Source organism: Amycolatopsis sp. NPDC054798, assembly GCF_053611505.1.
This window is the reverse complement of the sequence record NZ_JBSHAM010000058.1, coordinates 39,151-57,214: the sequence shown is the minus strand read 5'-3', so window position 1 is coordinate 57,214 and position 18,064 is coordinate 39,151. Positions and strand designations below refer to the sequence as shown.

Below are 18,064 nucleotides of genomic sequence, written 5' to 3'. Positions count from 1 at the left end.
GCCGCCGTCCGGGCGGCATCGACCCGGACGAGCAGGACAACAACCCCTGGTGATGTCTCGGGTGCGCCCCGGCCTTCCGGCCGGGGCGCACTGTCGTTTGTGGACGGTCCGATGGGGACTCCGGGGGTGGGGGCAGGTTCGCGCCCGGCCGGATAGCGCGGCCGGATCGCGTGCGGTGGCCTGCGTCCTCGGATGGGCTGGTACCGGGCGGATCGTCCGCGTGGGTGGTCCGATGTGGACTCGGGGGTGCAGGCCGGTTCGGCTTAGGCCGGATTGCTTTCAGCGGCCCGCATCCCAGGGAGGCTGGTACCGAGCGGATCGTCCGCGTGGACGGTCCGATGTGGACTCCGGGGCGGCGGAGTCTGTTCGCTCCCGGGCCGGAGGGCGGAGCAGGATCGTTTCGGCAGCTTGCGTCCCGGGCAGGGCTGGCGCCAGGCGGGCTGTCCGTGTGTCCGAAGTGGACTCAGGGGAGTGGAGCAGGTTCGCCTTCAGTAGCCCGCTTCGCCGGAAGAGCTGACGCTGGGCGGAGCGTCAGCGCGCACGATCCCATGTGGACTAAGGACCCACGCCCCCGGCCCGCGCCCGGGCAGCCCAGCGAACTCCGGCTCACAAAACCTGTTTCCGCCCGGCCAGATAGCGCAGGTAGATCAGCGCCAGCAACGCCCCGTGGACCAGGACCCCGCCCCACTCCGCCGGGTTGGCGTAGGACGGGCCGCACGAGGCGGGCAGGTTCGCGCCCGGGACGCAGGGTCCGCCGGTCCGGGCGAAAACCGGCTGCAGCACGAGGAACACCCCCACGACCAGCACCCCGAACGCCACCAGCACCTGCACCGACCGCCGCGACACCGCAGACCCCCTCCGCCAGGACACGAAGAAGATCGTCAAGGCCCGGGGCGGTGTTACCCGGTATGCCGGATTGTCAGAGCTGCGGCAGCGGAACCTCGGCCGCCAGGTCTTCCGGGGCGGAAAGCCGCCACGCCTCGTACACGAGTTCGGCCAGTTCGTCGGCCTCGATCCCGCTCAGCTGCACCACCACCCAGCCGAACCCGCCGGAAGTGAACTGCTCTTCGAAGACGTCCGGGCGTTCCGAGACGAGCGCCTGCTGTTCGGCGATGGTCTGCTTGAGCCCGACCGTGTCGGTGCGCGGCCAGTGGTAGCCGAAGCGCTTGCCGCGCACGCTGAACGACGTGTAGTCGCGGCCGCTGCCGCGTTCGACGTCGCGCAGCGCGCGGATGATCCGTTCGAAATCCTTGCTCGGCACCGGTCCGGCCCCCTCCATCGTGGACCCGGCCATCTTACGGCGGCGGATTCGGCGGGTTCGGCTTACGGTGGTGCGCGGAGGTGCCCGAATGCCCGAACCGGTCCGAGGCATGCCGCCCGCGATCGAGCCGATGCTGGCGTCGCCCGACGGCGGCGCGCTGCGCGACGATCCGGCGTACGCCTACGAGTTCAAATGGGACGGTTACCGGGCGACCATGCGCGTCGCTCCGGACGGGAGCACGTTGCTCACCAGCCGCAACGACAACGACTTCACCGCGAGGTTCCCGCAGCTCTCCGGTGCGCTCGGCGACGCGCTGGGCGGGCGCCCGGCGGTGCTCGACGGCGAGATCGTCGCCCTCGACGAGCACGGCCGTCCCGACTTCGGGCTCCTGCAGAACCGCACCTGGCAGGCGGTCGCGTACTTCGCCTTCGACCTGCTGAGCCTGGACGGCGAAAGCCTGCTCGACGCCCCGTACGAGGAGCGCCGCGAGATGCTCGCCGGGATCGAACCGCCGGATCGTCAGCTGGTCGCGATCACGCCCTGGTACCGCCACCGCGATCTCGCCGGCGACGGCATGACCCCGGCCGGGCTGCTGGACGTCGCGCGGAAGATGATGCTCGAAGGCCTGATGGTGAAGGCCCGCGCGTCGCGGTATCACCCGGGGCGGCGCAGCCCGGACTGGCTCAAGCACCCGCTGGTGCAGACGACCGAGGTGGTCCTCGGCGGCTGGCGTCCGGGACAGGGCCGCCGCGAGGGCACGATCGGCGCGTTGCTGCTCGGTGCGCACGACCCGGATTCGGGGGAGCTGCGGTACCTGGGCGACGTCGGCACCGGCTTCACCGACGCGATGCTCAAAGACCTTCAGACTCAGCTGGTTCCCTTGGAGCGCAAGACAAGCCCGTTCGCCGGCCAGGTGCCGCGAGACCGGGCGCGCGGCGCGCATTGGCTGAAGCCGGAGGTGGTCGGCGAGGTCGTGTACCGCCGCCTTACGCCGGGGGACGGACGGCTGCGGCACACGGCTTGGCGAGGGCTGCGTCCGGAACGGCACCCGGACGAGGTCACGGTGCCTTCAGCGTAGTGAACCGTATCCGGAGAGATGGCGTTCTCTTGCAAGCCAGCGCGCCGCGGTCTTGAATCGCAGACCGGTCAACGGCGCACCTGGTAGCGCAGGTGAAGCACCCGGTTGCCCTGGAGCACCACGTCAGGATCCTCCAGCAGGTGCTGCGCCTGGACCGGTCCGAAGTAGCGCTTGCCGGACCCGAACACGACCGGGACGACGTCCATGCGCACCTCGTCGACCAGGCCCGCGGCGAGCACCTGGCCTCCGACGTCGCCAGCGGCGACCTCGACCACGCGGTCGCCCGCGAGTTCCTGCGCCTTGGCCACCGCTGCCTTCACACCGTCGACGAAGTGGAACGGCGCCGCCGGGTCCCAGCCGTCGGGCGCCGGCCGGTGCGTCACGACGACCACATGGTCGACCCCGCTCGGAGGCTTTCCGTCCCAGCCGTCTGTCAGGTCGAAGACGTGGCGGCCGGCGATAGTCACGGCGATCTGGTCCCAGTACGGCCGGGTGTAGTCGTAGGACGCCTGCGACACCTTCAGCACGCCGCTCTCGTCCAACGGGACGTCACCGCCGGTCAACCAGTCGAACAACGGTCCGGGCTGGTCGTTTTCGTCGGCGATGAAGCCGTCCGCCGACACCGAGCTGTACATGACCACCTTGCCCACAAGGCTCTCCTCTGCTTGGGATGCCCCAAATTAGCGCGGCGCGCGCCGTCGCTCTTGTAAAAAATCAATCAGCGGGCAGCGGCCAGCCGTCCAGCGTGTGGCCGGGATGCTCGCGCAGGAACCGCCGCCGGACTTCGACGTACCGGGTGGGCGTGAGCCCGGTGAACGCCCGGAACTCGTGGCTGAAGTGGGCTTGGTCGAAGTAGCCCGCGGCGCCGGCGAGCTCGCCCCAGTCGACTGGTCCGGCGGGGTCCATCGCGAACACCGCGGCGGTGAAGCGGCTGGTGCGGGCCAGCCGCTTCGGCGTGACGCCGACGATCTCCTTGAACCGCTGTGCCAGATGAGTGGTGCTGACCCCGGCCGCCGCGCTCAGGCCGCCGATCGCCACCGCGCCGCGGGTCGCCGTGATGACGCTGCTCGCATGGCGGACCAGCCCCAGTCCGGCGGTCTCGCGCAGCCGTCGGGTCAGCTCCTGTTCGAGCAGGGTCAGCATTTCGTGCGGCCCGGCCGCCGCGGCCAGCCGGTCTCGCAGTTCGGCGACGGCGGGCCTGCCCCAGACCTGCTCCACCGTCACCGGCCGGTCGCACAGTTCGGACGCGGGCATCGGCAGGAACGGCGCCAGCCCCCACGGTTTGAAGTGCACGCCGACGGACCGGGTCCGGAGCGGGTAGCCGAACTCCAGCGCGCGGGTGGGCGTGGTGACCACGCAGCCGTCGGCGTACTCGCCCGTCTCGATGTCGGTGCCGGCGCGGATGCGGAACGGTGCCCCGAGGTTGACGATGAGCAACGCGGTCGGCGCCGGCGGCAGCGTCAGCCGGGCGTACGGCGGCGCGCCCGCCAGGCAGTAAATGTCGTCGATCAGCCCGTCCAGCGGCGGTCGCGGCACTCTGGACACGTACTCCACGCGCACAGCATCGCGGACGCCGGCCGGGCCGTCCAGCCGCACTGCCGTTCGTTTCGCGGCGCGCTTACCCGGCCTGCCGCAGTCCGGTGATCAGCAGCGCGGCCAGCCGGCGCGCGTCGTAGCTGTCGTCGGCTTCCGCGCCGATGCACAGGTTCCCGACGCCGCGCATGAGGTGGACGGCCTCCAGGTCGGTGTGGATTTCCCCGGCTTTGGCGGCGGCGTCGAGCAGTTCGGTGCACACCGGGACGAGCCGCTCGAGGAAGTACGAGTGCAGCGCTTCGAAGCCGCTGTGGTCGGACTGCATGATCCCGGCCAGCCCGTGCTTCGTGACGAGGAAGTCGACGAACAGGTCGATCCACTGGGCGAGCGCGGCGTGCGGGGAATCGTTGTCCGCCAGCAGTTTCGGTCCCGCTTCGGCGCAGGCCTCGACCTGGTGCCGGTACACCGCGATGATCAGGTCCGCGCGGGTGGGGAAGTGCCGGTAGATCGTGCCCACGCCGACGCCCGCCCTGGTCGCGACGTCGCGCACCGGCGCGTCCACCCCGGACTCGACGAACACCGCCGCCGCGGCGTCGAGCAGGGTTTTCTCGTTGCGCCGGGCGTCCGCCCGTTTCGTGCGGGCTCCCGCGTTCTCGCCCACGTGCCACTCCCTCCGCGTGCCGCCGGTAGACAAGCGGAACAGTGTTCCGTATAGTTACCGGAGCAACGTTCCGTTTGCTCATGATGCCAGACCGGGCCGCCGGCCACCACACCCGCGCCCGGACGGCGAAAGAAGGCTACCCATGACTGCAGTACCGCTCGTGTCTGTCAAACCGGTCCGGCTCGACGCGCCGGGCCGCGGCGAGGACCTGCTGGTGCGGGTGTCCGCCCCGGCGACCGGACCGGACCTCCCGGTGATCGTGTTCTCGCACGGCTTCGGCTTGTCCCTGGACGGCTACGGCCCGCTCGCCGATTACTGGGCCGCGCACGGATTCGTTGTCGTTCAACCGACTCACCTCGATTCGCGGACCCGCGCGCTGCCCGCGGAAGACCCGCGCACACCGGACATCTGGCGGTTGCGCGTCGAAGACCTCCGGCACGTCATCGACCAGCTCGACTCCGTGGAAGCGGCGGTGCCCGGGCTGAACGGGCGCGTCGACCGCGGCCGGATCGCCGTCGCCGGGCACTCCTGGGGCGCGCAGTCGGCGAGCATGCTGCTGGGCGCGCGCGTTGTCGAGGCGGACGGCAGCGTCGGCGAGGATCTGTCCGATTCGCGGGTGACCGCCGGGGTCCTGTTCGCGCTCACCGGCACCGGCGGTGCGGACCTTTCCCCGTTCGCCGCCGAGCATTTCCCCTTCATGAGCCCGGATTTCGACGGCTTGAAGGCGCCGGCGCTGATCGTCGCGGGGGACCAGGACGATTCGATGCTGTCCGTGCGCGGTCCGGACTGGTTCACCGACGCGTACCGGCTCAGCCCGGGGGAGAAGAGCCTGCTGACGCTTTTCGGCGCGGAACATTCGCTCGGCGGCATCACCGGCTACGACGCCAAGGAAACCACCGACGAAAGCCCGGAACGCGTCGCCCTGCAGCAGCGGCTGACCACGGCGTATCTCCGCAGCGCGCTCATCCCCGGCGACGACAGCTGGGCCCGCGTCGAAGACAGCCCGCTCGGCCGCGTCGAATCGCACGAGTGAAAGGACTTCCCGCGATGACCACGAAACCGCGGTTCGGCATCATGACCGCGCCGATGCAGACCAGTTACGCCTCGCTGCGGCAGGTATGGAGCGAGGCGGACGCGATCCCGGCGATCGAGCACGCCTGGCTGTTCGACCATCTCCTGCCGATCGCCGGGGAACCGGACGGGCCGGTTTTCGAGGGCTGGACGCTGCTTTCGGCCCTTGCCGCGCAGACCGGACGGCTCCGGCTCGGGCTTTTGGTGACCAGCAACCGCTTCCGCCCGCCGGCGATGCTGGCGAAGATCGCCGCGACCGTCGACGTCGTGTCCGGCGGACGGCTCGACTTCGGCCTCGGCGTCGGGTCCCGGCCGGGCCACCCGCTGGCACGCCGGGAGTACGAGGCGCACGGCCTGCCGTACCTGGAAACCGCGGACGCGGTGGGCCGGTTCGCCGAGGCGTGCACGGTGCTTCGCAAGCTGTGGACGGAGGACAAGCCGTTCGATTTCGCGGGCAAGCACGTCCAGCTCACCGGCGCGTTCGGCAATCCGAAGCCGGTGCAGCGCCCGCATCCGCCGTTCGTCATCGGCGGCCGGGCCCGCGCGACGCTGCGCGTGGCCGCCGAGCACGCCGACGTCTGGAACATCCCGGGCGGGGATATCGCGGACGCCGTCGAACGCAGCGCGATGCTGGACGAGTACTGCGCGGAAATCGGCCGCGACCCGGCGGAGATCACGCGCTCGATCCACCTGCCGGTGTCCTACGACCAGCCCGGTCTCGCCCGCACGGCGATCGGGGAAGCGCTCGAAGCCGGGTTCAGCCACGTCGTGCTCGGGCTGCCCGCGCCGTATCCGGCCGGGGCCGCGCAGTGGGTCGCGGACGAGCTGATCGCCAAGGCGGGCTAGGCGCGTCCGGTCAGCGGGCGGCTCGCTGAAGGCGCAGCTGGCCGATCTCCGCGACGTTTTTCATCAGCTCGGCGTTCGCCCAGGCGATCAGGCGCCCGAGGGTGCTCCGGGGGTCGCCCTCGGATCGGAACGGGACGGCGGACCCCAGGTCGTCGTCGGTGAGCCGATCCAGTGCGGCCAGCCAGTCCACGCGCAGCCCGCGAAGCCATTCGACGGCCGGTTCTCCCGGGCCGGGCCAGGCGATTTCCGTCCGGTCTCGCGGTTCGCGGCCGCGGACCTGGTCGAGCGCGACGCTCCACCACCAGCCGAGATGCCAGCTCAGCCAGCTGATCGTCGGCAGGGGAACGGGATCGGGCTCGCTGTCGGCCCAGTCCGGAGTCCAGGTTCCGGCCGCGGTCGGGTGCATCGTCCAGCACAGTGCGGCGGGTTCCCACGGGAAATCATCGGGCCGGAGCCTCTCCAGGTGGTAGTCGAACAGCGACCAGGCGAGGTCGAACTGCCAGCGGAGCAGGGCGAGCGAGGTGTCGGGCATCGGCCGACCCTCGCACAGCGCCGGGGCGGCGGGAACTGAGTTTTCCGCCGCCCCCGGCACCCGCCTTCCGGTGGTCGACCGGAAGGGATCCGCCGTGCCAAGATGACGCGCCTGAACGAGAAGGGGGCTCGGCAGTGGTGCTTGAGCAGGAAGTGAACACGGCGGGGCGGATCCGGCGGGTGGCGCTCGCCAGCGCGATCGGGACGACCATCGAGTGGTACGACTACTTCGCCTACAGCACGGCGACCGCTTTGGTGTTCAACAAGCTCTTCTTCCCGTCGCTTTCCCCGGCGTCCGGCACGCTGGCCGCGTTCGCGACGCTCGGCGTCGGGTTCGTCGCGCGGCCGCTGGGCGGGATCGTCTGGGGCCACTTCGGCGACCGCGTGGGGCGCAAGGCGATGCTGGTCGCGTCGCTGGTCCTGATGGGACTCGCGACCGCGGGCGTCGGGATGTTGCCGACCTACCACCAGGCGGGCGTGATCGCGCCCGTGCTGCTCGTCGTTCTCCGCGTGCTGCAAGGGATTTCGGCAGGCGGCGAGTGGGGCGGCGCGGCGCTGATGGCGGTCGAGCACGCCCCGGCGGGCAAACGCGGCCGGTACGGCTCGTTCTCGCAGATCGGTGTCCCGGCCGGGCTCATTCTGGCGCAGCTGGTGTTCTTCCTGGTGAACAGCTCGCTGTCGCCGGACGATTTCCGGTCGTGGGGCTGGCGGATCCCGTTCCTGGTCAGCCTGGTGCTGGTGGCGGTCGGGCTGGTGATCCGGTTGCGGGTGGAGGAAAGCCCGGTGTTCGCGAAGCTGCGCAGCACCGGCGCGCGCAGCCGGCTGCCGATCGTGGAGGTGCTGCGCGCGCGGCCGAAGCAGGTGCTCGCGGCGGCGGTCAGCTTCATCGCGAACACCGCGCTCGGCTACATCTTCTTCGCGTACTTGCTGTCGTACGGCACCGCGGTGCTCAAGCTGTCCAGCACGACGATGCTGGTCGTGGTGATCGTCGGCAGCGTGGTGTGGCTGGTGAGCATCGTCGCGGCGGCGATCTGGTCGGACTCGGTCGGGCGCAAACCGGTCTATCTCGCGGGTTCCGTGCTGCTGGTCGTGTGGTCGATCCCGTTCTTCCTGCTCGTGGACACCGCGCGGCCGTGGCTGCTGATCGTCGCGGTGGTGGTGCTGAACGTCGGCCTCGGCGCGACGTACGGCCCGCAGTCGGCGCTGTTCTCGGAGCTGTTCGAGTCCCGGTTCCGCTACAGCGGATCGTCGTTCGCCTACGCCGTGGGCGCGGTGCTGGGCGGCGGGTTCGCGCCGTTGATCGCGACCGCGCTGCAGAGTTCCACTGGGACGTCGTTGTCCGTTTCGCTCTACATGGTGGGCGTCGGCGTGCTCAGTCTTCTTGCCGTGCTGGCGTTCCCGCGCCGTCCACTGGTGCCGGTCACAGGAGAGTGAGCGGAACCGCGTCGGCCATCCGCTGGTACCCGGCGTCGTTCGGGTGCAGGTGGTCGCCGGAGTCGTAGGCGGGCAGCATCGCGAGCGGGTCGGCGGGATCGCGCACGGCCGCGTCGAAGTCGACGACGCCGTCGTAGATCCCGCTGGTCCGGATGAAGGCGTTGACCGCCTGGCGGGTCTTCTCCAGCGTCGGGTCGTAGACCTTCCAGCCCTTGAACGGCGTCAGCGTGCCGCCGATGACCCGGATGCCCTGCGCCTTGGCCTGCGCGGCGATCTGGCGCAGGGCGGCAATGATCATCGCCGGATCGGTCTGGTGCGGGTTCTGCTGGATGTCGTTGATGCCCTCGAGCACGATCAGCGTGCGGACTTCGCCGCTGGTCAGCACGTCGTCGGCGAGCCGGGCGAGCGCGTTGCGGCCGGCGGTGCCGCCGTCGAGCAGCAGCCGGTTGCCGCTGATCCCGGCGTTGAGCACGCCGAGCTGTCCGTGCAGCCGGTCGCTGAGCCGGTCCGGCCAGCGCCGGTTCGCACCCGGCGTGGAGGCAGCGCCGTCGGTGATCGAATCGCCGAGCGCCACGACGGTGCCGCGCGCGGGCCCGCGTACGTCGACTTCGCTGACGTAGTGCCACACGGCGGTTTGCTCGGTGAACGACGCGCCGGATTCCTCGTCCGCGAAGTCGCCGGCGCGGGTGAAGAACGACGTCTGCCGGGCGAGCGGATGGTAGGTCACCGGGCCGGATGGCGTGGGCACGTAGGTGGTCACGAGCAGGTCGGCGTCGGCTGGAACGCGCAGCCACGCCGGGTCGCTCAGCACCTCGGCGCCGGGCGGAACGACCACTGTGGACTGTCCGCCGAACGTCAGCGTGCGCATCGTGCCGCCGGCGGCGCGCGGGCCGTCCGCGGCGACGGCGAGCGTCACGTGGCCGAAGGTCAGCGGCGCGGTGCCGAAGGTGTTGGAAAGCCTTGCCCTCGCCTGATTTCCTCCGGCGCTGGTGTGCACGACGTTGCGGATCGAATAGTTCGGATACCCCTGCGGCGTGTTCGCCACCGCGGCCGCGGGCGAGGCCGCCCACGTGCCCGCCCAGCCGTGCGCGGCCAGGTCGCCCTCGGCGCTGCCCGACGCGGTGACCGCGCCGAGCGTGAGCACGGCGGCCGTGCCCAGAGTCAGGATCCGTTTCATGGAAATACTGTGCGCGCGTCCGCGCGGCACGGCACCCGCGGTCCCGGCCATCGGGTCGACAGAAAACCGGACAGGTTTGCCGCCGGACGGGGGATGCGACGGTGGTGGACCGGTCGCCACAGGTTCACCATAGAGTGATGACAGAATCACAATGGGTATCACTAGCCGGAAGTCTGCGTCCCGCGCTCGCCGCCGAGGTGCTCGGCCCGCTCGACGCGGACGCCACTGTCACCGCGACCGTCGTGCTGCGGCGGCGCGCCGATCTGGACGTCTCCGCGTTGAGCGAGCCGCTCGCTCCCGCGGACTTCGCCGAGCGATACGGGGCCACCGCCGACGATCTCGACCTGGTGCGCACCGTCCTCACCGACGCCGGGCTCACCGTCACCGGCGCGCATCCCGGATCGCGCCGCGTCGCGGTCCGGGGCCCGGCGCGCGCCATGACGGCCGCGTTCAAGACCGAGCTGAACCGGGTCCGCCACGGCGAAACCGGCGAATTCGCCGCGCGCAGCGGGGAACTGGAACTGCCGGCCTCGCTCGGGGACGTCGTGGTCGCCGTCCTCGGCCTCGACGAACGGCCGCAGGCGCGGGCGATGTTCCGGCTGCACGCCGAAGCCGCCGGGCACGGCTACACGCCGGATCAGGTCGGGCAGCTGTACGGGTTCCCGGCCGGAGCCGACGGCACCGGCCAGACCGTTGCGGTAATCGAACTCGGCGGCGGATACAAGCCGGAAGACCTCAAGAACTACTTCGCCGGCTTGAAGATCGCCGAACCGAAGGTGACCGCGGCCGGGGTCGACGGCGGCAAGAACGCGCCGACCGGCGACCCGAATTCGGCCGACGGGGAAGTGCTGCTGGACGTCGAGGTGATCGGCGCGCTCGCGCCGGGAGCCGCGCAGATCGTGTACTTCGCGCCGAACACCGACCAGGGTTTCCTGGACGCGGTGAGCACCGCGGTGCACGCGACGCCGACCCCGGTCGCGGTCAGCATCAGCTGGGGCCAGTCCGAGGACCAATGGACGCCGCAGGCCCGCGCCGCGATGGACCAGGCGTTCGCCGACGCGGCCGCGCTCGGCGTGACAGTGTGCTGCGCGTCCGGGGACAACGGCAGCACCGACGGGCAGCAAGACGGCGCACAGCACGTCGATTTCCCCGCGTCGAGCCCGCACGCGCTCGCCTGCGGCGGCACCAAGCTCGACGGCACCCCACCGTCCACAGTGAACTCCGAAACGGTGTGGAGCACCTCCGGCGGCGGGGCGACCGGGGGCGGCGTGAGCGACGCTTTCCCGGTGCCGGACTACCAGCAGGCCGCGGGCGTGCCCGCGCGGGCGGGAGACGGGAAACCCGGCCGCGGCGTCCCGGACGTGGCGGGAAACGCCGACCCGGCGACCGGGTACCAGGTGCTCGTCGACGGGCAGCAGATCGTCGTCGGCGGCACGAGCGCGGTTTCGCCGCTGTGGTCGGCGTTGCTGGCCAGGCTGGCGCAACTGGCCGGGCGCGGCTTCGGGCTGGTGCACAGCAAGCTGTACGCCGGGGTCGGCGCGGGCAAGGCGCAGCCGGGGTTCCGCGACATCACCGAAGGCAGCAACGGCGCGTACTCGGCCGCGGTGGGCTGGGACGCGTGCACTGGGCTCGGGGTGCCTGACGGGGCAGCGCTGAGCCAGGTTTTGGGTGGTAAAGCGTCCTGAGTGGACAGTCGTGGAGCGGAGCCGGGTTCGTTCCCGGTTCGCGGGGAAATTTCGATCTTCTTTGTGACATTGCAGTCCATGGCGGTCAGCCCCGGTGAGTTCCTGACGGCGATGAGCCGGTCGGCCACTTCGTCGGGGCTGTCGCGGCCCTGGGGTTCGATGATTAGGCAGCCTGGTGGACGGATTCAAAACCCGTCCACCTCGTGCGCGGCTAGCACCTCCAGGCGCCGCTCTGGGCAGAGGCAGAGAAACCTGGCGACGGAGGGAACAGGCATGAGCGACGCCCAACCTGCGTGGGCTCGCCGCATTCGAAGCATGCGGGAGGCGCGCGGCTGGTCGCAGGCCGAGGCAGCTGAGCAGATGCGTCGCCACTCAGACAAGGCGCTGCCGGATGCTGGTCGCTTGACTCGCCGATGGAAGGCATGGGAGCTCGGCGAGAACAAGCCTGGCGGGCGCTACGCACCGCTTGTCGCTGCGACCCTTAACACGGCAACAAAGGCACTCTTCCCGCCAGAACCCTCGCGTGACAGCCCTTCGGAGCTGCTTGCCGCAACAGGGATGGATACCCTCGAAATCGTTAGCCGCCTCCAAGCATCGGATGTAAATGACGCGACGCTGGATGCCGTCCGCAGCACCGTTGACCGCCTCTGTTCGGAGTACGCGCGACAACCTCCGTTCGAGCTGATCCCGGAGAGCCGACAGTGGCTTCGGCGATTGGTGGAAATGCAGGAACAACGCCTGAACTTTCGCCAGCGACGGGACACGCTCGAACTCGCTGGATGGCTCGCGCTTCTTGTTGGTTGCCTTGAATACGACCTTGGCGACCGTCGCGCGGCGGAAGCGACCCGTCAGGCCGCGCTGGGCCTGGGCAAAGAGGTCGGCAGCGACGGCATTCTCGGATGGGCACACGAAATGACCGCGTGGTTCGCCCTCACCGCCGGTGACTACCGCGGCGTCCTAGCAGCTGGGAAAGCTGGCGAATTGGTATCCGGATCCCATAGCGTTTCAGTCCAGCTCATCGCACAGCAAGCAAAAGCCTACGCCCGCATGGGTATGCGTGCGGAGATGAACAAGACCCTCGAACGTGGACGTCTCGTCCTCGACAAGCTCGAGTACCCGGCGAACATCGACAACCACTTCGTTGTGAATCCCTCCAAGTACGACTTCTATGCCATGGACTGTTACCGGCACGTCGGCGAAGACCGCCTTGCCCGCGAACTCTCCGAAGAGGTCATTCGAGTCAGCTCCGGATTCCAGGACCAGAATCGATGGCCCATGCGGATTGCGGAAGCGGAGATCACGCTTGGCGTGACAGCAGCCCGGGAGGGCGATCTGGACGGAGCTGTGGCGTACGGACGGCGGGCACTGTCGAACGGCCGCCGGTCGTTGCCATCGCTGACAATGGTCTCCCACGACCTCACAGACGTCCTGCGAGAGCGTTACAAGGGAGAAGCCCAGGTCGACGAATTCGTAGCCGAGATCCGCGAAATTCAGCGTTAGAGGCTTAACGAGAGCAGTCCACGCGTGAGCAGCCGTACAGGTCCGCGCAGGTACTTTCGCGCAAACGATTAAGCTCACTGCTCGTGAAAAAGCTGCTCGCCCGCATTGGCACTCGCGGCCTGGTCATCATCACCCTGACTGACCTGCGGATATGCGCGGCCGGTCGACGTGACATCCGGCCGGTGGACGGATTCAAAACCCGTCCACCATGAGTTCGAATCCCGCCATCGCCCGCAACCTTCCGCCCCGCTCGCCCGTAGAGAACGGTGGAGCGGAAGGCAGGAGTGACGGATGCGCGGGAAGATCGTCGCGATGGCGCTGGCCGGGGTGGCCGTGACCGCGGCAGGGTGCGCGGCGCCGGCCGAACCGGAGGCGCAGGCTGCCGGACGGCCGTTGGCGCCGTCGCCCGAACTGCCCACGCCGCCGGTCAAGCACGCGCCGCCGAGCCCGCCGTGCTCAGTGAACACCGGCGCGTGCGCGAGCCTTTCGCTGCGGCGGGCGTGGCTGATGGAGAACGGCGCGGCGGTGCGGTCGGTCCCGATGGAGCCGGGCGGACCGGGCCAGCCGACCCCGATCGGGAGCTTCCGGGTGGCGTGGAAGGACCGCGTCCACCGCAGCGACGAATACGGCGACGAGATGCCGAACTCGGTCTTCTTCGCCGCGGGCGGCATCGCCTTCCACGCCGGGCCGCTCGACCGGCCGTCGCACGGCTGCGTCCACCTGGCCGAGGAGGATTCGGCGCTGTTCTTCGACCGGCTGCCGGTGGGGGCCGAGGTGGAAGTGACGAACTGACGGCCGGTTCAGCCCGGCTGGCCGATGTTGACCATCCAGGAGATGCCGAACCGGTCGGTGCAGGCGCCGAATTCGTCGCCCCACATCTGCTTTTCCAGCGGAACCGTCACGGTTCCGCCGTCGGACAGCTTTTCCCAGCAGGCGCGCAGCAGGTCGCCGTCGTCGCCGCTGAGGCTGATCGAGATGTTCGTGCCCGGGTTGTGCTCCATGCCCGGCGGCACGTCGGAGGCCATGAGGGTGAACCCGTTGCCGCCCTCCAGCATCGCGTGCATGATGCTGTCGGCGTGGCCGGATCCCGCGGGTGCGCCGGACTCCCCGAAGGTGTTCAGCGCGAGGTCGCCGCCGAACACGCTGTGGTAGTACTCCATCGCCTCCCGGGCATTGCCCGCGAAGCTGATGTACGGGTTGAGTTTCGAGGCCATCGGGCCCTCCTCTGCTGGACGGGCTCGAATCGTCGCAGATCCGCGGGGGTGCGACAACGGGTTCAGGCCCGGTCGGGCGACCCCCGTCGCGGGCACGCTCAGGGGTCGCCGGTGAGCTTGTCGCGCAGCTGTTCGAGAGTCTGCGACAGCAGCCGGGACACGTGCATCTGCGAGATCCCGATCTGCTCGGCGATCTGCGTCTGGGTGAGGCCGCCGAAGAACCGCATCACCAGGATCGCGCGTTCCCGCTTCGGCAGTTCGCGCAGCAGCGGCTGGAGGGCCTCGTGGTTCTCGATGTGCTCGATCTCCGGGTCGTCGCTGCCGAGCGTGTCGGCGAGCAGCAGCGGTTCGGCGTCGTCGTGCACCGGCTTGTCCACCGACAGCGTCTGGTACGCGTGGCCCGCGACGAGCCCCTCGTGCACCTCGGAGAGTTCGAGGCCGAGGTGCTCGGCGAGTTCGGTGGGAGTCGGCGCGCGGCCGAGCGTCTGCGACAGCGTGCCGGAGCCGCGGCTGAGCGCGAGGTGCAGTTCCTTGAGCCGCCGCGGGACGCGGACCGACCAGCCGGTGTCGCGGAAGTACCGGCGGATCTCGCCCATGATCGTCGGCACGGCGAAGGACAGGAAGTCCGGGCCGCGGTCCGGGGTGAACCGGTCGATCGCGTTGATCAGCCCGATCCGGGCGACCTGGACGAGGTCCTCGCGGGGCTCCCCGCGTCCGGTGAACCGGGTCGCGATGTGCTCGGCGACCGGCAGGAATTCGGTGACGAGCTGTTCGCGCAGCCTCGGCCGCCGCCCGTCGTCGGCGGGCAGGGCGGCGAGCTCCTCGAACAGCGGCGCGGTGTGCGCGTATTCGTCGCGGTGGCGGACGACCGGCTGCTGGTTCACCCGCCCGCCTCCCGGTGCAGGTCGAGGTCGAGGGTCAGGACGTACCCGTCGTCGGCCGGGTCCGGCACGCAGCGCGCCGACACGTTCGAGGCCAGGGTGGTCAGCACGTGCCAGCCGAAACTTCGCTCGCTCGGCGGCTCCGGATTCCGGGTGCGGGTCTTGACGCCGAACCGGATCCCGCCGGGCGAGACGGTGAACTGGCAGGTCATCGCCGCCCCGGGAGCGGCCGTCGAGACGACCTGGGCGCACGCCTCGTCGACGGCCATCTTGGCGTCGGCGATCGCGTCGAGCCCGTAATCGGCCCGCGCGGCGACAGCCTGCGCGAGCATGCGGACAAGCGGGATCTGGTAGGTCTCCGCCGGGAGCCGCAGCTCGATCACCTCGTCGAGCAAACGGTCCACGGCTGGCATGCCGCCGCTGGCGCGGCTGCCGGGTCCCTCGTCGTTCATGGCTCCCGCATACCCAGGCGAGGCCCGATCGACACGTGCGGACGGGATTCCCGGGGTGTGCGCAGCGGCACATTCGCGCGCGGGCCCGGCCGGCCCGCGTTCTCGCCGGACGGCTCCGGCGCGTGAATCCGAGGTGAGGAGTGCGGCGATTTCGCGTGACAAACCGGCGGCGGTTGGGTAGTCAGCAGGGAGAACCTTTTTCGGAAGCGGGGTGACCGCCATGGTGCAGGTGCGGGTGCAGGGGCTCGCCGTGGTGGCGCAGGAGTCGGCTCCGGTCGTGCTGCTGCGCGAGGAATCCGGCTCGCGCCGGTGGCTCGCCATCACCATCGGCGCGCCGGAGGCGCAGGAACTGGCCGCCGCGCAGGAACACGTCGTGTCGGCGAGGCCGGGGACGGTCGAGCTGATCATCGAGGTGCTGGCGGCGCTGGGCCAGCGCGTCGAACGGATCGAGATCACCCAGCTGCTGGACAGCATCTTCCACGCCGACCTCGTCCTGTCCGGCGGCGTGCGGGTCTCGGCCCGCCCGAGCGACGCGATCGCGATCGGCCTGCGGACCCACGCCCCGCTGGAAGTCGCGGAGGCCGTGCTGGACGAGGCGGCGGTCGACGTGACGGTGGCGGCCGGCGACGAAGCCTCCCTCGGCTCCGCTCTCGACGCGGCCGCCGACCTGGAGGAACCGGCCGAGGCGGCCGAGGACGAGATCCGCCGCTTCCGGGACTTGCTCGACGACGTGAGCCCGGAGGATTTCCGCGACCCGGACGCCTGAGGGCGGGTGCGCCTCGCTCCCGGCTCAGCGGTTCCGTCGCTGGTTGCGGCAGAGGAGCTGAGGTTGCGGGCTACTGGCTTGTCCAGTGATTGCCGCTCGGACGTCAGCGGCGGCGCGGAGCGGCATGCTTCGGGGCCGGAGCGCGGGATCGGCTGATTCGCGGCCGGGCGGCCGGTCGCGGTGTCCGCAGCGCCCCCAGAGTCCCCGATGTCCTCAGTGGACGGTCAGCGCTTGTCGGCGGGCCGGGGCAGCGGGATCTCGGTGAGTCCTTCGGCGGCGCCGGACCGGGTGCAGTCCAGCGGGAACAGCGAGAACAGGCGCCGGACCGCGGGAGTGTCGCCCGGGTCGACGTAGAAGTCCGTGTCCGCTCCCGCGGCGAGCAGTTTCAACCGGATCAGGACGCGCAGGCCCGCGACGCCGAGGAAGGTCGTCGGGCGCAGGTCGACGATCACCAGGCTGACCGTGCTGCGCAGCCTCGCCTCGACGACCTCAGCCAGTCGCGGCGCGGTGGCCAGGTCGACCTCCCCGGCGACCTCGACGACGGCGGTCCCCGGGGCGGGATGGCGGACGCGCAGCCGGAGCATCCCCGTCGGGTCCGGCGACGGCAGTGCGGACAATCGGGCAATGTGCGCGGAGGTCATCACGACGCTCTCTCTGAGCCGCGCGCAAGGCTGCGGCGGAATGCCGGACCGGCCGGGCACCGGGCATCCCGGCGCGCGGGACGGATCACGGTAGCTGGAGGCTCAACCGCTCTCCACGGTAACTCTCCCCGGCCGTGCGGGGAAGCCGCCGAAGGGGGACGACCGGCGGGCAGTCGCTCCGGGAGGCTGGTTCCGCAGCGCAGCCGGGCGGTGGGTGAGTGGTGCGGTGACCGCGGGGAGGCTGGCGTGGGGAAGCCGGGCGGCGGGTGAGCAGCGCGGCGTCCGCGGGGAGGTTGCCGTGGTGCGTAGGGAAACAGGGCGGTTGGCGAACGGTGCGGCGTTCGCGGGGGAGTTGCCGTGGTGCGCGTGGAAAACCGGGCGGTTGTTGAACGGTCAGGCAATTGTGGCGGGACGCGGCTGTGCGCGCGGGAAGCTGAACGGTCAGGCGAGTGCGGGGCGGGTCGTCGCGGTGTGCGCGGGAAACCGGGCGGGGGAAGGGAAACCCGGCGGCGAGGAGTTCTTGCCAAGCCGAAATCCCCCGGCCTGGCTAACCCTTGATCACCGGCGGCACTGCGCAGGACCCGCTCGCGTCGGCTGTCCACACCGGAATCGGCGCGGTTCCGGTGTGGCGGCGTCCAGGTTCACGCGATAGTGCGCGCCCTCGCGCCGCACAACTGTCCCGGCCGCAACGTGCGGACGTTGGTCGAGAAGGCACCCGGATCGGGAGATACCGGCAGAAACCGGGCCCGAGATCTTCTTCCGGGCTAGTCCGTTCGGACGTTGCCCGGCAACGAGACCTAGGTTACGGTGACCTATGTGTGGATCGACGTGCTCCTGCTCGCGAAGCTCGCCGAGCGGCCGCGGCACGGGTACGAGCTGCGCAAGCAGGTCGAGGAATCCAGCGGCCGCGCACTGTCGAACAACTCGCTCTACCCGGCGCTGCGCCGGTTCGCCGAAGCGGGCGCGGTGACGCGGACCGCCGAACCGCAGGAGGGCCGCCCGCCGCGGCACGTGTACACGATCACCGACGTCGGGCGGGAATTGCTGCACGATCTGCTCGCCGACCTGCCGCCGGAGCTGGCCGGGGACCCGGCCGAGTTCCTGGCGCGGCTCGCCGGGTTCGGCAGGCTCGCCCCGGAGGAACGGCTGCGCGTGCTGGACGCGCGCCAAGCCGCCGTCGCGGCGCAGCGGGACCGGCTGGCGAAACTCGGCGCGGGGCAGACCGACCCGTGGAGCAGGCTCGTGCTGGCCGAGGTCCAGCGCCGCGCCGAGAACGAACAGGACTGGCTCGCGTCGTTGCGCACGCGGGCGGGCTGACCCGAGGAGGACCCCG

The 18,064-nt window shown here is 70.5% G+C and carries 21 protein-coding genes; 10 read left to right on the top strand and 11 right to left on the bottom strand.

The annotated features are described in order from the left end of the window. Window positions 1-606: 606 nt before the first annotated feature. Together ACWGIC_RS30170 and ACWGIC_RS30165 are read right to left on the bottom strand one after the other, a co-directional pair. Complete coding sequence (locus ACWGIC_RS30170; protein ID WP_452079306.1) at window positions 607-870, bottom strand: hypothetical protein; 264 nt, start codon at window positions 868-870, stop codon at window positions 607-609. Window positions 871-919: 49 nt separating this feature from the next. Next, on the bottom strand, window positions 920-1,279 hold the full coding sequence (locus tag ACWGIC_RS30165) for an MmcQ/YjbR family DNA-binding protein (RefSeq protein ID WP_452079305.1): 360 nt from the start codon (window positions 1,277-1,279) through the stop codon (window positions 920-922). A gap of 70 nt (window positions 1,280-1,349) precedes the next feature. On the opposite strand from ACWGIC_RS30165, the gene ligD reads away from it, so the two are divergent. Further along, window positions 1,350-2,339, top strand: a complete 990-nt coding sequence (gene ligD / locus ACWGIC_RS30160) for a non-homologous end-joining DNA ligase (protein ID WP_452079304.1) — start codon at window positions 1,350-1,352, stop codon at window positions 2,337-2,339. A 68-nt stretch (window positions 2,340-2,407) separates the two neighbouring features. Here ligD and ACWGIC_RS30155 read toward each other — a convergent pair whose 3' ends face one another. The 3 genes from ACWGIC_RS30155 to ACWGIC_RS30145 all read right to left on the bottom strand — a co-directional run bounded on the left by ACWGIC_RS30155 (window position 2,408) and on the right by ACWGIC_RS30145 (window position 4,533). Further along, window positions 2,408-2,989, bottom strand: coding sequence for a dihydrofolate reductase family protein (locus ACWGIC_RS30155; RefSeq protein ID WP_452079303.1), 582 nt, complete (start codon window positions 2,987-2,989; stop codon window positions 2,408-2,410). A gap of 64 nt (window positions 2,990-3,053) precedes the next feature. Then, window positions 3,054-3,875, bottom strand: coding sequence for a helix-turn-helix domain-containing protein (locus tag ACWGIC_RS30150; RefSeq protein ID WP_452079308.1), 822 nt, complete (start codon window positions 3,873-3,875; stop codon window positions 3,054-3,056). Window positions 3,876-3,957: 82 nt separating this feature from the next. Further along, window positions 3,958-4,533: a TetR/AcrR family transcriptional regulator gene (locus ACWGIC_RS30145; RefSeq protein ID WP_452079302.1), complete on the bottom strand. Its 576-nt coding sequence runs from the start codon at window positions 4,531-4,533 to the stop codon at window positions 3,958-3,960. 142 nt (window positions 4,534-4,675) lie between these two features. Between ACWGIC_RS30145 and ACWGIC_RS30140 the strand changes: the two genes are divergently transcribed. Together ACWGIC_RS30140 and ACWGIC_RS30135 are read left to right on the top strand one after the other, a co-directional pair. Further along, window positions 4,676-5,566 carry an alpha/beta hydrolase family protein gene (locus ACWGIC_RS30140; RefSeq protein ID WP_452079301.1) on the top strand — a complete coding sequence of 297 codons (891 nt, stop codon included), beginning with the start codon at window positions 4,676-4,678 and terminating at the stop codon, window positions 5,564-5,566. 14 nt (window positions 5,567-5,580) lie between these two features. Further along, window positions 5,581-6,450: an LLM class flavin-dependent oxidoreductase gene (locus ACWGIC_RS30135; protein ID WP_452079300.1), complete on the top strand. Its 870-nt coding sequence runs from the start codon at window positions 5,581-5,583 to the stop codon at window positions 6,448-6,450. A gap of 10 nt (window positions 6,451-6,460) precedes the next feature. Here ACWGIC_RS30135 and ACWGIC_RS30130 read toward each other — a convergent pair whose 3' ends face one another. Further along, the gene (locus ACWGIC_RS30130; RefSeq protein WP_452079299.1) at window positions 6,461-6,982 is read right to left on the bottom strand and encodes a DinB family protein; all 522 of its coding nucleotides are present in this window, start codon (window positions 6,980-6,982) and stop codon (window positions 6,461-6,463) included. A gap of 134 nt (window positions 6,983-7,116) precedes the next feature. Here ACWGIC_RS30130 and ACWGIC_RS30125 point away from each other — a divergent pair, with 134 nt between their 5' ends. After that, window positions 7,117-8,415: an MFS transporter gene (locus ACWGIC_RS30125; RefSeq protein WP_452079298.1), complete on the top strand. Its 1,299-nt coding sequence runs from the start codon at window positions 7,117-7,119 to the stop codon at window positions 8,413-8,415. Here the strand turns inward: ACWGIC_RS30125 and ACWGIC_RS30120 are convergent. After that, window positions 8,402-9,592 carry an SGNH/GDSL hydrolase family protein gene (locus ACWGIC_RS30120; RefSeq protein ID WP_452079297.1) on the bottom strand — a complete coding sequence of 397 codons (1,191 nt, stop codon included), beginning with the start codon at window positions 9,590-9,592 and terminating at the stop codon, window positions 8,402-8,404. The two genes, ACWGIC_RS30125 and ACWGIC_RS30120, sit on opposite strands and share 14 nt — an antisense overlap. Before the next feature lie 137 nt (window positions 9,593-9,729). Here ACWGIC_RS30120 and ACWGIC_RS30115 point away from each other — a divergent pair, with 137 nt between their 5' ends. The 4 genes from ACWGIC_RS30115 (at window position 9,730) to ACWGIC_RS30100 (ending at window position 13,569) form a co-directional block, all read left to right on the top strand. Further along, complete coding sequence (locus ACWGIC_RS30115; protein ID WP_452079296.1) at window positions 9,730-11,277, top strand: S53 family peptidase; 1,548 nt, start codon at window positions 9,730-9,732, stop codon at window positions 11,275-11,277. A gap of 273 nt (window positions 11,278-11,550) precedes the next feature. Then, window positions 11,551-12,777, top strand: coding sequence for a helix-turn-helix domain-containing protein (locus ACWGIC_RS30110; protein WP_452079295.1), 1,227 nt, complete (start codon window positions 11,551-11,553; stop codon window positions 12,775-12,777). Window positions 12,778-12,860: 83 nt separating this feature from the next. Then, complete coding sequence (locus tag ACWGIC_RS30105) at window positions 12,861-12,989, top strand: hypothetical protein (RefSeq protein ID WP_452079294.1); 129 nt, start codon at window positions 12,861-12,863, stop codon at window positions 12,987-12,989. Between the two features lie 79 nt (window positions 12,990-13,068). Beyond that, the gene (locus ACWGIC_RS30100) at window positions 13,069-13,569 is read left to right on the top strand and encodes a L,D-transpeptidase (RefSeq protein ID WP_452079293.1); all 501 of its coding nucleotides are present in this window, start codon (window positions 13,069-13,071) and stop codon (window positions 13,567-13,569) included. 8 nt (window positions 13,570-13,577) lie between these two features. Here ACWGIC_RS30100 and ACWGIC_RS30095 read toward each other — a convergent pair whose 3' ends face one another. The 3 genes from ACWGIC_RS30095 to ACWGIC_RS30085 all read right to left on the bottom strand — a co-directional run bounded on the left by ACWGIC_RS30095 (window position 13,578) and on the right by ACWGIC_RS30085 (window position 15,324). Continuing rightward, the gene (locus ACWGIC_RS30095; RefSeq protein WP_452079292.1) at window positions 13,578-13,991 is read right to left on the bottom strand and encodes a VOC family protein; all 414 of its coding nucleotides are present in this window, start codon (window positions 13,989-13,991) and stop codon (window positions 13,578-13,580) included. A gap of 98 nt (window positions 13,992-14,089) precedes the next feature. Further along, window positions 14,090-14,875, bottom strand: coding sequence for a SigB/SigF/SigG family RNA polymerase sigma factor (locus tag ACWGIC_RS30090; protein ID WP_452079291.1), 786 nt, complete (start codon window positions 14,873-14,875; stop codon window positions 14,090-14,092). Next, window positions 14,872-15,324, bottom strand: a complete 453-nt coding sequence (locus ACWGIC_RS30085; protein WP_452079290.1) for an ATP-binding protein — start codon at window positions 15,322-15,324, stop codon at window positions 14,872-14,874. The genes ACWGIC_RS30090 and ACWGIC_RS30085 overlap by 4 nt, the downstream gene beginning before the upstream one ends. Window positions 15,325-15,544: 220 nt before the next feature. On the opposite strand from ACWGIC_RS30085, the gene ACWGIC_RS30080 reads away from it, so the two are divergent. After that, window positions 15,545-16,090 carry a bifunctional nuclease family protein gene (locus ACWGIC_RS30080; protein WP_452079307.1) on the top strand — a complete coding sequence of 182 codons (546 nt, stop codon included), beginning with the start codon at window positions 15,545-15,547 and terminating at the stop codon, window positions 16,088-16,090. Window positions 16,091-16,314: 224 nt separating this feature from the next. Here ACWGIC_RS30080 and ACWGIC_RS30075 read toward each other — a convergent pair whose 3' ends face one another. Beyond that, window positions 16,315-16,731 (bottom strand): STAS domain-containing protein, encoded by a 417-nt coding sequence (locus ACWGIC_RS30075; protein WP_452079289.1) that lies wholly within the window; start codon window positions 16,729-16,731, stop codon window positions 16,315-16,317. Window positions 16,732-17,538: 807 nt separating this feature from the next. Between ACWGIC_RS30075 and ACWGIC_RS30070 the strand changes: the two genes are divergently transcribed. Then, window positions 17,539-18,048 carry a PadR family transcriptional regulator gene (locus ACWGIC_RS30070; protein ID WP_452079288.1) on the top strand — a complete coding sequence of 170 codons (510 nt, stop codon included), beginning with the start codon at window positions 17,539-17,541 and terminating at the stop codon, window positions 18,046-18,048. The last annotated feature ends 16 nt before the right edge of the window (window positions 18,049-18,064 follow it).

Bases quoted from the DNA above. Each gene is read 5' to 3' on its own strand.
- ACWGIC_RS30075 (WP_452079289.1), bottom strand. From the start codon at position 16,731: ATGACCTCCGCGCACATTGCCCGATTGTCCGCACTGCCGTCGCCGGAC.
- ACWGIC_RS30085 (WP_452079290.1), bottom strand. From the start codon at position 15,324: ATGAACGACGAGGGACCCGGCAGCCGCGCCAGCGGCGGCATGCCAGCC.
- ACWGIC_RS30080 (WP_452079307.1), top strand. From the start codon at position 15,545: ATGGTGCAGGTGCGGGTGCAGGGGCTCGCCGTGGTGGCGCAGGAGTCG.
- ACWGIC_RS30110 (WP_452079295.1), top strand. From the start codon at position 11,551: ATGAGCGACGCCCAACCTGCGTGGGCTCGCCGCATTCGAAGCATGCGG.
- ACWGIC_RS30165 (WP_452079305.1), bottom strand. From the start codon at position 1,279: ATGGAGGGGGCCGGACCGGTGCCGAGCAAGGATTTCGAACGGATCATC.
- ACWGIC_RS30130 (WP_452079299.1), bottom strand. From the start codon at position 6,982: ATGCCCGACACCTCGCTCGCCCTGCTCCGCTGGCAGTTCGACCTCGCC.
- ACWGIC_RS30120 (WP_452079297.1), bottom strand. From the start codon at position 9,592: ATGAAACGGATCCTGACTCTGGGCACGGCCGCCGTGCTCACGCTCGGC.
- ACWGIC_RS30135 (WP_452079300.1), top strand. From the start codon at position 5,581: ATGACCACGAAACCGCGGTTCGGCATCATGACCGCGCCGATGCAGACC.
- ACWGIC_RS30140 (WP_452079301.1), top strand. From the start codon at position 4,676: ATGACTGCAGTACCGCTCGTGTCTGTCAAACCGGTCCGGCTCGACGCG.
- ligD (WP_452079304.1), top strand. From the start codon at position 1,350: ATGCCCGAACCGGTCCGAGGCATGCCGCCCGCGATCGAGCCGATGCTG.
- ACWGIC_RS30100 (WP_452079293.1), top strand. From the start codon at position 13,069: ATGCGCGGGAAGATCGTCGCGATGGCGCTGGCCGGGGTGGCCGTGACC.
- ACWGIC_RS30095 (WP_452079292.1), bottom strand. From the start codon at position 13,991: ATGGCCTCGAAACTCAACCCGTACATCAGCTTCGCGGGCAATGCCCGG.
- ACWGIC_RS30115 (WP_452079296.1), top strand. From the start codon at position 9,730: ATGACAGAATCACAATGGGTATCACTAGCCGGAAGTCTGCGTCCCGCG.